At 66.8% G+C, this 13079-nt stretch carries 9 protein-coding genes and 1 pseudogene; 7 read left to right on the forward strand and 3 right to left on the reverse strand.

Going from position 1 to position 13079, the window contains the following annotated elements:
* Nucleotides 1–9: 9 nt before the first annotated feature.
* A complete protein-coding gene (locus tag EET10_RS12095; RefSeq protein ID WP_036401113.1) occupies nt 10–570 on the reverse strand; it encodes a QsdR family transcriptional regulator in 561 nt (186 codons plus the stop codon).
* Between the two features lie 314 nt (nt 571–884).
* Between EET10_RS12095 and EET10_RS12100 the strand changes: the two genes are divergently transcribed.
* The 4 genes and pseudogenes from EET10_RS12100 to EET10_RS12115 all read left to right on the forward strand — a co-directional run.
* Nucleotides 885–1649: an SDR family NAD(P)-dependent oxidoreductase gene (locus tag EET10_RS12100; protein WP_063466322.1), complete on the forward strand. Its 765-nt coding sequence runs from the start codon at nt 885–887 to the stop codon at nt 1647–1649.
* A gap of 26 nt (nt 1650–1675) precedes the next feature.
* Nucleotides 1676–3217 carry an acyl-CoA synthetase gene (locus EET10_RS12105; RefSeq protein ID WP_099188299.1) on the forward strand — a complete coding sequence of 514 codons (1542 nt, stop codon included), beginning with the start codon at nt 1676–1678 and terminating at the stop codon, nt 3215–3217.
* Nucleotides 3218–3231: 14 nt separating this feature from the next.
* Nucleotides 3232–4806, forward strand: coding sequence for a WS/DGAT/MGAT family O-acyltransferase (locus EET10_RS12110; protein WP_036401109.1), 1575 nt, complete (start codon nt 3232–3234; stop codon nt 4804–4806).
* A 74-nt stretch (nt 4807–4880) separates the two neighbouring features.
* Nucleotides 4881–6308: pseudogene (locus EET10_RS12115) on the forward strand (phytoene desaturase family protein); the annotation flags it as partial.
* Nucleotides 6309–6688: 380 nt separating this feature from the next.
* Here the strand turns inward: EET10_RS12115 and EET10_RS12120 are convergent.
* Both EET10_RS12120 and EET10_RS32285 read right to left on the reverse strand, forming a co-directional pair.
* Nucleotides 6689–7963 carry a PPE family protein gene (locus EET10_RS12120; protein ID WP_122502174.1) on the reverse strand — a complete coding sequence of 425 codons (1275 nt, stop codon included), beginning with the start codon at nt 7961–7963 and terminating at the stop codon, nt 6689–6691.
* A 666-nt stretch (nt 7964–8629) separates the two neighbouring features.
* A complete protein-coding gene (locus EET10_RS32285) occupies nt 8630–9190 on the reverse strand; it encodes a hypothetical protein (protein ID WP_051490376.1) in 561 nt (186 codons plus the stop codon).
* Between the two features lie 806 nt (nt 9191–9996).
* Here EET10_RS32285 and gap point away from each other — a divergent pair.
* From gap to tpiA, 3 genes are read left to right on the forward strand one after another with little or no spacing between them, the layout of a single operon-like run.
* Complete coding sequence (gap, locus tag EET10_RS12130) at nt 9997–11016, forward strand: type I glyceraldehyde-3-phosphate dehydrogenase (RefSeq protein ID WP_122502175.1); 1020 nt, start codon at nt 9997–9999, stop codon at nt 11014–11016.
* Nucleotides 11017–11028: 12 nt separating this feature from the next.
* Nucleotides 11029–12279 (forward strand): phosphoglycerate kinase, encoded by a 1251-nt coding sequence (locus EET10_RS12135; protein ID WP_063467239.1) that lies wholly within the window; start codon nt 11029–11031, stop codon nt 12277–12279.
* On the forward strand, nt 12276–13061 hold the full coding sequence (gene tpiA, locus EET10_RS12140; protein ID WP_036401100.1) for a triose-phosphate isomerase: 786 nt from the start codon (nt 12276–12278) through the stop codon (nt 13059–13061). Before EET10_RS12135 ends, tpiA begins: the two co-directional genes overlap by 4 nt.
* The last annotated feature ends 18 nt before the right edge of the window (nt 13062–13079 follow it).

A 13079-nucleotide genomic window follows, 5' to 3' on the forward strand; every position in this document is an offset into this window, starting at 1 on the left:
CGGTCGCGGTCAAGCGGTGACGCCTGCCGGCGGCGCATCCCTGCCGAGCAGTGCGGTGATCGCCAGCGCCGCCTTGGCGACGTCGTGTGGTTCGCCGGTGATGATGTCGGAGTAGAGGAAGGACTCGACGATCCGCACGATGAGGTATGCCAGGTCGTGTGGCGGCAACGGCGGGTGCAGCTGCGCGCGTGTGATCTCCTCGAGTAGAAGCGTTTCGACGGCCGCGACCAGCCGCGCCTGGACCGTACTGGCCTGTGTGGTCAGGATGCGTAGCGCCCGTTCCGGTTCTCGCCGCAGAAACTCGCGGAAGTACTCCGCCTCGTCCAGCAACGCCACAAAGCTGGCGATGATGGCCGAGATGCGCTCGCCGCCGGACCCGGGCGCGTTCTTGACGGCCAGTGCCAGCGTGCGTTCGGCCAGTGACCCGAGAATCTCGGCCAGCAGTTCGTCGCGGCTGCCGACCCAGCGGAACAAGGTGGCCCGGTTCACGCCGAGTTCGGCGGCCAGTTCCTGCATCTCGATCCGCCGACCGGCCATGAACCACCGGCGGGCGATGCGGAAGGCCGTCATGGCATCGGGGCGGCGGTCCGTCGCCGCCAGCAGTCGAGCCAGCTGTGTTTCGCCGATGTCGCACCTCCTGGCCTCGGTGAACCACGTCAGGCAACCGATGCCTCACTTCTGCGACAGATTACCAGATGTTGCATCAGGGTTGCCCGTCAGGCGCCGCCAGCCGGCCTCAAGCGCCCCTATTACTGCGACTATAAGTACTGACCAGTGCTAGCTCTGGCCGACCGCAGTGAGATAAATCGCGTTTGGTTGCATATATGCAACATATCTAGATAAGGTGCAACTGTGATTTTCGCACTGCTTGCCGGAGTTCTGTGATGCGCATCCTCGACCGCTTCCGACTCGACGACCGGGTCGCGATCATTACCGGGGCATCCAGCGGCCTCGGCGTCACGTTCGCCCAGGCCCTGGCCGAGGCCGGCGCCGATGTAGTACTCGGCGCACGGCGCGAGGACCGGCTGGCCGGCACCCGTGCGCTCGTCGAGGCGGCGGGGCGCAGGGCCGTCGCGGTGCGCACCGACGTCACCGATCCCGAGCAGTGCCGGGCCCTGGTGAACGCTGCGATCGACACGTTCGGCCGGGTCGACATCCTGGTCAACAACGCGGGCGTCGGGACCGCGGTGCCCGCCACCCGCGAAACCCCGGATCAGTTCCGTTCCGTCGTCGAGCTCAACCTCAACGGTTGCTACTGGATGGCGCAGGCGTGCGCGCAGGTCATGAGGCCCGGCAGCTCGATCGTCAACATCAGCAGCGTGCTCGGCCTGACCACCGCCGGTTTGCCGCAGGCCGCCTACGCATCGTCCAAGGCCGGATTGATCGGTCTGACGCGCGACCTGGCCCAGCAGTGGACCGGGCGAAAGGGCATCCGGGTCAACGCGTTGGCGCCCGGTTTCTTCGAATCCGAGATGACCGACCAATTCCCCGCCGGTTACGTCGAGACCACGGTCATCCCACGCACCCTAATGGGCCGCGTCGGCCTGGCCGAAGAACTGGCCGCCGCGCTGGTCTTCCTGGCCAGCGACGCCGCCAGCTACGTCACCGGTATCACGCTGCCCGTCGAGGGCGGCTTGCTCACCTCCTGACCGCACCGACTCAGAGAAAGGCAGTCATGAACGTCGGATCGCATCTGCGCAAACGGGCCGAGTTGAATCCGTCCCTGGAGGCACTCGTCGATGAGACCGCCGGACGGCGGTTCACCTTCGCTGAACTCGACGAACGTGCCGACCGGGCCGCCCGGGTGCTGACCGGGCTGGGGCTGGGCAAGGGCGACCGGGTCGCCGTGCTGTTGCCCACCGGCCACCAGTTCGTCGAGGTGTTTTACGGCGCGGCCCGGGCCGGGCTGGTGGTCGTGCCGTTGAACTGGCGGCTGGTCGCCAACGAGCTGGCGTTCATGCTGCGCGACTCGGGCGCGAGGGTTTTGGTGTTCGACGCCGAATATGACGCCGTCGTCGCCGAGTTGCATGAGCGTGGCGGAAACGACGACGGCACACCGGTGGGCCACTGGCTGCGCGTCGGCGCCGACGGCCCGGCCTGGGCCGCCGACTTCGACGCGCGGGTGGATCAGGCGGCACCGCAACCGGTTTCGATCGTCGGCGACGACGACGACCCGCTGTTCATCATGTACACCTCGGGCACCACCGGGCTGCCGAAGGGGGCGGTGCACACCCACGCCAGCGTGCAATGGTGCCTGCTGACGATGCTGGCCAGCGTCGACATGCGGTTTCGGGACCGCTACCTGATCTCGCTGCCGCTATTTCATGTGGCCGCACTTGCCCCGCTGGTCGGTTGTGTCTACCGCGGTGCGACGATCGTCATGTTGCGTCAGTTCGACCCGAAGCGGATCTGGGAGGTGTTCCGCGACGAACAGATCACCACTACCCTGGCCGTCCCGGCAATGCTGAACTTCATGCTGCCGACATATCAGCCCGAGCTGCGGGAGTCGTTGGCGCTGCGCTGGATCATGAGCGGGGCGTCGCCGGTGCCGCCCTCGTTGATCAAGTCCTACGCCGACCTCGGCTTCGAGGTGCATCAGGTATACGGGCTTACCGAATCGTGCGGACCGGGCTGCGTGATCGGCCCCGACGACGCAATGTCGCACATCGGGTCGACCGGTAAGGCGTTCTTCCACACCGACATCCGCATCATCGACGAGCAGGGCTCCGACGTGGGGGCCGGCGTGCCGGGCGAGATTTTGATTCGCGGGCGCCACATCATGGCCGGCTACTGGAACCGTCCCGACGCGACCGCCGAGACGATCATCGACGGTTGGCTGCACACCGGCGACATCGCGGTCCGCGACGCCGACGGCTTCGTCTACATCCAGGACCGGATCAAGGACATGATCATCTCCGGCGGAGAGAACGTCTACCCGGCCGAGGTCGAAGACGCGCTGCTATCCCACCCCGGCATCGCCGACGTCGCCGTGGTGGGCATCCCGTCGGCCAAATGGGGCGAGTCGCCGCTGGCGGTGGTGGTGCGCGCCGACCCGGAACTCGACGAGGCTGCGGTGCTGGCGCATTGCCAGGGCAAGCTAGCGCGCTACAAACTGCCCAAGCGGGCGGTGTTCGTCGATGCCATCCCGCGCACCCCTACTGGCAAGGCGCTCAAACGCGTCCTGCGCGAACAGTTTTCGGTAGCGGCGCCCGAGTAGCCAAGGAGTCACCCATGAAGCAACTTTCCGGCTTGGACGCCGCGTTCCTCTACCTGGAGACGCCGACGACGTTCGGTCACGTTACCGGCCTGATGATCTTCGAACGGCCCGACCCCGACTACGACCCGTATGCGGCGGTGCACGCTAAGTTCGCCTCGCTGGTGGGCGAGCTCGAACCGTTGCGGCGGCGTCTGGTCGAAGTGCCGTTCGGGCTCGACCATCCGTACTGGGTGTTCGACCCGAACTTCGACCTCGACTACCACATCCGCGAATTACGGTTGGCCCGACCGGGTCTCGTGGATCAGCTGGCCGAGCAGGTGTGCCGGATCGTGGGGCGGCCGATGGACCGCGCCCGGCCGCTGTGGGAGGTGTACGTCATCGACGGCCTGGCCGACGGACGCTGGGCGCTGCTCACCAAATATCACCACGCCACCATCGACGGGGCTTCCGGACAGCTGATGTTGCAGATCGTCACCGACACCGAACCCGTGGTGCCGACGCCGGGTCCGGGCCCGGCCTGGGAGCCCGAGGCGCTGCCGTCCACCGCCGAATTGCTGCGCCGGACGGCAGGCCAACTCGCGCGCAACCCGTTCCGGGCGATGCGGGTGCAGGCCCGCATCGTCGGTCGGCTGGCCGACGCCGCGGGAATCCACAGCGTGAGCAGTGCGGCGGGCCGGGCCGGCGATGCGGTCAAATGGGTCGCCCAACTGGGCCTCAGAAATAGAGGCAACCGGCCGAGCCTCTCGTTGCCGGCCGTCACGGCACCGCCGACGCCGTGGAACAAGACGATCACCAGCCACCGCCGTTTCGCCATGCGCACCACCTCGCTGGACAACGTCAAGCGGCTCAAGGACGCCACCGGCAGCACTGTCAACGACATTGTCATGGCGATCTGCGCCGGCGGGCTGCGGGAGTATCTGTTGGCCCATGACGCGCTGCCGGACCGCCCGCTGCGCGCGATGGTGCCGGTGTCGATCCGCACCGGAGACGAGGCGGACCCGTGGACCAACCGCGTGTCGGCGATCGTCGCCGAGTTGCCCACCGACTGTGCCGATCCGGTGGAACGGGTCGCCCGCTGCCGCAAGGCCATGCAGGATGCGAAGCGCACGCACGAGCTGGTGCCGGCCGCCGAGCTGGTCGACCTCAGCCGCTACTCACCGCCGGTGCTGTCGACCGCGGCGGTGCGGCTGGCGGCACGGCTGCGGCTGGCCGACCGGGTCTCGCAGCCGTTCAACGTGGTGATCTCCAACGTGCCAGGGCCCCGCCAACCGTTGTATTTCGCCGGCGCGAAGCTGTGTCACCAGTTCCCCGTCTCGATTGTCACCGACGGGCAGGGGCTGAACATCACCGTGGTGAGCTATCTGGACCGGCTTGACTTCGGCTTCATGGCCGACCGCGAGCTCGTTCCCGACGTGTGGGATCTCGCCGACATGCACGTCGCCGAGATCACCCGGCTGTTCGAGGCCACCGGAGCCGAATGGGCTCAGCCGCCGCAGCCGCCCTCACCGCGACGCGGCCCCGGCAAGCGCGCTCCGAAGCCGGCCAAGCCGGCAGCGAAGAAGTCCACGTCGGCAACGGGCCGCCGATAGCTCGACAGGACTTCTGTCTTAGCGGCCCGGCTCCGGCCGACGTTTAAGCTCGTCCAGATGACGACTCAACGCCCTATGCGATGACCAACGCGATCGTCGTCGGTGCCGGACCCAACGGCCTGGCCGCAGCGATCCAGCTTGCTCGCCACGGTCTCGACGTGCAGGTGCTCGAGGCCGCCGACACCATCGGCGGGGGAGCGCGTTCGGGTGAACTGACGGTGCCCGGACTCATCCACGACCACTGCTCGGCGTTTCACCCGCTGGGCGTCGGTTCGCCGTTCTGGCAGGAGATCGACCTGCAGCATTACGGGCTGACCTGGAAGTGGCCGCAGATCGATTGTGCGCATCCGCTCGAGGACGGTAGTGCCGGTGTGCTGTTCCAGTCGATCGAGAAGACCGCGGCGCGGATGGGACCCGATGCCAGCCGTTGGCGACGCGCGGTAGGGGATCTGGCGGCCGGATTCGACGATCTGGCAAGCGATTTGCTCCGGCCGGTGATCAACGTGCCGCGACACCCGCTTCGTCTTGCCGCGTTTGGTCCGCGTGCGGCGCTGCCGGCCACCGTGATGGCGCGCTGGTTTCGTACCGAGCAGGCACGGGCACTGTTCGGCGGGGCGGCCGCGCACGTCTATACGCGTCTGGACCGGCCGCTGACGGCATCGCTCGGCCTGATGATCCTGGCCAGTGGCCACCGGTACGGCTGGCCCGTTGCTCAGGGCGGATCGGGGTCGATCACGCGAGCACTGGGCGCGGCTCTGCAGGCCCTCGGCGGTGGCATCACCACCGGCGTGACCGTTACCAGCCGACGCGACATCGCGGACGCTGACATCGTCATGCTCGATCTGAGTCCCGCGGCCGTCCTGGCACTCTACGGCGATGTGATGCCGGCCCGGATCAAGTCGTCCTATCGCCGATATCGCGAAGGGTCGTCGGCGTTCAAGGTCGACTTCGCCATCGAGGGTGACATTCCATGGACGAATCCTGATTGTGGGCGCGCCGGCACCGTCCACCTAGGCGGCACCTTCGCCGAGATCGCGGACACGGAACGTCAACGCGCACAAGGCATAATGGTGCAACGGCCGTTTGTTCTGGTGGGGCAGCAGTACCTGGCCGACCCGTCGCGCTCAGCGGGCAACATCAACCCGGTCTGGGCCTATGCGCACGTGCCGTTCGGCTATACCGGCGACGCTACCGCGGCCGTCGTGGACCAGATCGAGCGGTTCGCTCCCGGTTTTCGCGACCGCATTATCGCCACCGTCAGCAAGTCCGCCGCCGAATTGCAGGCCTACAACCGGAATTTCATCGGCGGCGACATCATCGGCGGCGCCAACGACGGGCTGCAGGTCATCTTCCGGCCGCGGATCGCCGTCGACCCGTATGTAATCGGAGTGGCGGGCGTCTACCTGTGTTCGCAGTCCGCGCCGCCGGGCGCCGGCATCCACGGGCTGTGCGGGTACCACGCCGCAGAATCAGCGTTGCGGTGGCTGCGTCAGCGCCGCTGACGTCCGTCGCTGCGGCGCGATCACCGTCACATGCCCTCGACACAGCTCGACAAGGCCCACGCAGGTGTGGGAATCGTCTCGCCGGCCACCGATGAGTTGGAATACGTTGTCGCGCAACACACGCGATTGCCTTGACTGCATTCCGCCGGCCGCGGCCCGGGCTACCGTCGGGCATGAGCTGGTTGGGTCACCCGGTCCATGCTGCTGCTCAGCCGGCCCATCAGGTGTCGATCGACCCAGCGGCACCTGTGACAGTTGCGATCATTGCGATTTGACGGTGCGCAATGTGAGCCAACGGCTCCTCACTGGCCGGCGTCGATTCGACCAGCGACAAACTGCATCTCGCGGGGAACATTCTGCCGGCTGGATCACCCCAACTATCACAGCTTGTCCACTGGGCCGCCGACCAGGCTGGGCTCCCAATTGGCCGGCAGCATCGGTACCCGGGCACCGGGGCCAAGCTCACCGGCACCGACCGTCGTCAATCCTCCGGCCGGTATGGCCGTCGCGCCGGGCGTGGTCCCGGCAAATCCGTTCACCCCGGCGCCGTGATCAGTAGCTATCACCGACGCCGGTACCGCCGGCGCCGCCGCCGCGAATTTGGCTAGTGGCTGAACCGCAGATGCGCCAGCCAACGGCCCTAACGCGCCAACGGCGACATCGGCGACGGGCATGGCACTCATAGCGCCCAGGTTCGCGCCGGCGGAAGCAGCCGCCGTGCCGGTGGCGGACAACGCCACCGCGTCAGTCAACGGAGTCGCCATAGCCCCGACAGCGCCAAGACCCGCGCCACCCCCAAGAATCCATTCGATCACCGCATCGACGACCAACAACGGATCGACCACGAACCAGAACGCGGGCGCGACGACGAAGTGATACCAGAGAAATCCGTAATACCACAGCATGAAAAAACCGGCGGCAAAGTGCAGGGTCAAGAAGTCCAACAGGGCCAATAACGGGATCCTGAGCCCCAGTGTAGGCAAGATGAGGATGCCGATAACTATTTCGAGCACATTGAGATACTCGGCTAAAACGAGGGTAAGTAACTCAATCAATAATTGTTCGATTGGCGTCTCGGTGACGGCCTGGGCGATGCCGGTCACCACGTTGGCGCCGGGTTTGACGATGAACGGTGCCGGGACGGTGTGTGGGGTGGCGGCCAGCGTCGCAGTAGCAACCGCGTCGTACACACCCATGGTGGTGGCGGCTTGGATCCACATCCGTAGGTAGTCGGCTTCGGTGAGTGCGATGGGGATGGTGTTGATACCGAAGAAGTTGGTGGCCACCAGCACTGCGTGGGTGGCATGGTTGGCCGCCAACTCGCTCAACGTCGGCATCGCCGCCACCGCACAGACATAGGCCGCTGCCAAATTCTGTTGGGCCGCAGCGGTTTCCGCGCTGGCGGCGCTGGCGGCTGCCAACCACGCCAGATAGGGGGCGTAGGCCGCCATGCAGAATTCTGCGCTGGGGCCGTCCCAGGTGCCGGCTTGGACCCCGGCCAGTATGGCGGTCAGTTCTTCGGCTACCGTCGCGTACTCGGAGCTCAGTGATGTCCAGGCTTGCGCCCCGGCCAGCAACGAGTCCGGTCCTGGCCCCGCGTTGAGTAGCGCCGAATGCGCCTCCGGTGGCGCTGCCATCCATATCGGCGCCGTCATTGCGGGCTACCTGCACGCGCATTTGGTATATCGGGGCAGCCGGTGAATCTCGCCGCGGCAACCGGCAATAATTGTTCGCCCGTTGCGGACGGCGCCGTGATATCCATTGGTGTCGCAGCGATATGCGCAATACTCCGGCCAATAGTCGACGTGTACGCGGCCGCGTCGGGGGTCATCGGCCCCGCAGGAATCACTCGTAGCGTCAACGCTTATCCTCCGGTTTATTCGCATTGCGCCGCCGTGCCGCGCTGCCATTGCGCTGTGCGTCGTTCAATCGAAACGAGGTTCCATTAGAACCAATGCCACGCCATGGCTACAACATCTGGCTAATTCATTTTCATGTTCAGGCCATTAACGCAAACTATGAACCACGATTTTCCTGGTTACCGGAGCTTCCCTGCGGTGATGCCGGGTTAGAACGCGGTTGGCCGCGTGGCGGGCAATCACGTCGCCGGGTCAGCTCGACGTATCCGGAGGGCGCTAGGCCCAATCGAATTGCTCAGGCGCGCTTGAACTTCCACGCGTGACGGCGCACTCACCCGCACCGCGTCGGGCCTGGGCCAAGGCCGCCGACGAGATACCGGCCAGCAGCGGCAGCTACTGCATTCGCTGGTGGTATCGAGTGGGTCGGCACAAACCCGACGAGTGGACCGAAAGAGCCGAATCTCAGCCCGCGCCCGCACCGGAAGGACCCGGCGCAACCGGCTGACCGGGTACCGGCCCACCGGTCGGTGCGGGAGCAGTCGGCGCACCCTTGCCGGTCCCGGACATGTCAATGATCGGAGCCCCAGCCAGCGCCGGCGCATCCAGCGGAGCACCAGCCGCTACCGGCCCGAGTGCGATCAACGGAACACCGGCTGGCATCGGCACGACGACGGGGGCGCCGGCGGGCACCGGGACAGCGGCCGGTACCGGGACCGCGGCGGGCACCGGCACGGCGGCGGGCACTGGAACAGCGGCCGGTACCGGGACCGCGGCGGGCACCGGCGCGGCGGCGGGCACTGGAACAGCGGCCGGTACCGGGACCGCAGCGGGCAACGGCACCGGGGCAACGGCGGGTACCGGGGCTACGGCGGGTACCGGGGCTACGGCGGGCACTGGGGCAACGGCGGGTACCGGGGCAACGGCGGGTACCGGGGCAACGGCGGGTACCGGGGCAACGGCCGGCCCAAGGTCAATCAGCGGAGCACCAGCCGGCAGCACCGGAACCGGGCCGGGCACAACCATCGGAACACCAGACATATCGGTGAGCGCGGCGCTCGCCGCACATACCTCACTGATGGCTGCTGGTCCGCCGGCTGCGGTCGGCGTTCCCCCGGCCGCTGCTCCGCCGCCAGCTGCCGGCGCGCCCCCGGTTGCTGCTCCGCCGCCGGCCGGTGCGCCTCCGGCTGCTGCCCCGCCGGCAGCTGGCCCGCCCGGGGCGCAGCACGCACCGGATGCGGCCGCTGCACCGGCTGTGGCCGCTCCACCGGCCGCCGGCGCCGCACCCTCGCCCGCCATCCCCTGGACGCACCCGTAGCCGCCGGTCTTCAGCGGGGCGGCAGCTACATCCGGGCTCAACGCTATGGCGGCCCCGCACAAGCCAGCGAAGGCAACCACTTTCAAGTTGAACCGATCGAAGACCGTCATCACGCCGACTCCTCTTTATTGGCACCCAGCATTTCCGCAATCAAAACGTGCAGCAGCACAGCTAGCCCTACTGCACTCGTGTCTAGCCGACCGGCACAATTTTCGGCAGCCGACGTGAAAGACGAGGCGCGCCGCACCGCGCCGTTTCCAAATGGTGACGTTCGCCATCACTTTTCCTTGCAAAGGAGGGTGGCTGGGGCAGCCGTGCGCCGTCGAACAGGACCATCGGCGCTCTCACCCACCTCTGTCGCAACCCGCGCTCGACCCGCGCCCGGCTTGTCGCCGCCGCAGAGGTCCCGCACTCTTACCGGCGGGGCGTCGGGGCGCCTGTCACTGATCTAGGCTGACGGCAAGGCGCTCGTAAGCGGACTAATAAGTGGACAGCGAAAGGCAGGGAGAGGCAAGTGACGGTCCGGGTAGGCATCAACGGCTTTGGTCGAATCGGCCGCAACTTTTACCGGGCCCTATTGGCTCAACAGGAGCAGGGCACCGCTGATATGGAGGTGGTGGCCGTCAACGACATCACCGACAACCACACACTGGCTCACCTGCTGAAATTCGACTCGATCCTGGGCCGGCTGCCCCACGACGTCAGCCTCGAGGGCGAGGACACGATCGTGGTCGGCAGTACCAAGATCAAGGCGCTGGCCGTCCGGGAAGGACCGGCCGCACTGCCGTGGGGTGACCTCGGCGTCGACGTGGTCGTCGAATCCACCGGCCTGTTCACCAACGCCGCCAAAGCCAAGGGCCATCTCGATGCCGGTGCCAAGAAGGTCGTCATCTCGGCGCCCGCGACCGACCCGGACCTCACCATCGTGTTGGGGGTCAACGACGACAAGTACGACGGCAGCCAGAACATCATCTCCAACGCCTCGTGCACGACGAACTGCCTCGCACCGCTGGCCAAAGTGCTGCACGACGAGTTCGGCATCGTCAGAGGCCTGATGACGACCATCCACGCCTACACCCAGGACCAGAACCTGCAAGACGGTCCGCACAAGGACCTGCGGCGCGCCCGCGCCGCCGCGCTGAACATCGTCCCCACCTCGACCGGCGCGGCCAAGGCTATCGGCCTGGTGCTGCCCGAACTCAAGGGCAAACTCGACGGCTACGCGCTGCGGGTGCCGATTCCCACCGGTTCGGTCACCGACCTGACCGCCGACCTGGCCAAGTCGGCTACCGCCGAGGAGATCAACGCGGCGTTCAAGGCCGCTGCCGAGGGTCGGCTGAAGGGCATTCTGAAGTACTACGATGCGCCGATCGTCTCGACCGACATCGTCACCGACCCGCACAGCTCGATCTTCGACTCCGGGCTGACCAAGGTGATCGAAGGTCAGGCGAAGGTGGTGTCGTGGTACGACAACGAGTGGGGTTACTCCAACCGCCTCATCGACCTGGTCACGCTGGTCGGCAAGTCGCTGTAAGCTCACCCAGCCGTGACCATCCATTCCCTCAAAGACCTTCTCGCCGAAGGTGTTTCGGGCCGCAGCATCTTGGTGCGCTCCGACCTCAATGTTCCGCTCGACGAGGACGGCGCGATCACCGACCCGGGCCGCATCACCGCGTCGGTGCCGACGTTGCGGGCGTTGGTCGATGCCGGGGCCAAGGTGGTGGTCACCGCGCATCTGGGTCGTCCCAAGGCCGGCCCTGACCCGAAGCTGTCGCTGGCGCCGGTGGCCGCGGCTCTCGGTGAGCAGCTGGGCCGGCACGTTCAGCTGGCCGGAGATGTCGTCGGCGCCGACGCGCTGGCCCGCGCCGAAGGGCTGACCGACGGCGACGTCCTGTTGCTGGAGAACGTCCGGTTCGACAAGCGCGAGACCGCCAAGGACGACGGTGAACGCCTTGCCCTGGCGCGACAGCTTGCCGAATTGGTTTCTCCGGGAGGTGCTTTCGTCTCCGACGGGTTCGGTGTGGTGCACCGCAAACAGGCCTCGGTGTACGACGTGGCAACGTTGCTGCCGCACTATGCCGGCACCCTGGTCGCCGAGGAGATCCGGGTGCTCGAGCAGCTGACCGACTCCTCCGAGCGGCCCTACGCCGTGGTGCTGGGCGGATCGAAGGTGTCGGACAAACTCGGGGTGATCGAGTCGCTGGCCACCAAGGCTGACAGCATCGTTATCGGCGGCGGAATGTGCTTTACTTTCCTTGCCGCGCAAGGCTATTCGGTTGGAACGTCGCTGCTGGAAGGCGAGATGGTCGACACCTGCCGCAGGCTGCTCGACACCTACCACGACGTGCTGCGGCTACCCGTCGACATCGTGGTGACCGAGAAGTTCGCGGCCGATTCCCCGCCCCAAACCGTCGCCGCCGACGCGATTCCGAACGACCTGATGGGCCTGGATATCGGCCCGGGATCGGTCAAACGGTTCGCCACGCTGCTGTCCAACGCCAGGACCATTTTCTGGAACGGGCCGATGGGCGTGTTCGAATTCCCCGGTTATGCGGCGGGAACCCGAGGCGTCGCCGAGGCGATTGCCGCCGCGACCGGTAGAGGAGCTTTCAGCGTGGTCGGCGGCGGCGACTCGGCGGCCGCGGTGCGTGCGCTCGGCATCGCCGAAAGCGCCTTTTCGCACATATCCACCGGCGGCGGTGCGTCGCTGGAATACCTTGAGGGCAAAGCACTTCCCGGCATCGAGGTACTTGGTGAGGCCCAGCCCGATCAAAACAAGAGAGGCGGACAGTCGTGAGCCGCAAGCCGTTGATCGCGGGCAACTGGAAGATGAACCTCAATCACTTCGAGGCGATCGCGCTGGTGCAAAAGGTCGCGTTCGCGTTGCCGGACAAGTATTACGACAAGGTCGACGTCACGGTGATCCCGCCGTTCACCGACCTGCGTAGCGTGCAGACGCTGGTCGACGGCGACAAGCTGCGGTTGACCTATGGTGCCCAGGACTTGTCACAACACGACTCCGGCGCCTACACCGGTGACATCAGCGGGGCGTTCCTGGCGAAATTGGGTTGCAGCTACGTCATCGTCGGACACTCCGAGCGGCGCACCTACCACAACGAGGACGATGCCCTGGTGGCTGCCAAGGCCGCCGCCGCGCTCAAGCACGAGCTCACGCCGATCGTCTGCATCGGCGAACACCTCGACGTGCGGGAAGCGGGAAACCACGTGGCATACAACGTCGAACAGCTACGGGGTTCGCTGGCCGGGCTGTCGGCCGAGCAGATCGGGTCCGTCGTCATCGCCTATGAGCCGGTCTGGGCAATCGGCACCGGGCGGGTGGCCAGCGCCGCCGACGCCCAAGAGGTCTGCGCGGCGATCCGAAAGGAGTTGGCTTCGCTAGCCTCATCCAAGGCGGCCGAGACGGTGCGGGTGCTCTACGGCGGCTCGATGAACGCGAAGAATGTCGCCGACCTGGTCGCCCAGGACGACATCGACGGCGGCCTGGTCGGTGGCGCGTCGCTGGACGGGGAGCAGTTCGCGACGCTGGCGGCCATCGCCGCCGGGGGACCGCTCCCGTAGCGGCCGCGGCAAGCGACG

This window comes from Mycobacterium pseudokansasii, from assembly GCF_900566075.1.
Classification (GTDB): domain Bacteria; phylum Actinomycetota; class Actinomycetes; order Mycobacteriales; family Mycobacteriaceae; genus Mycobacterium; species Mycobacterium pseudokansasii.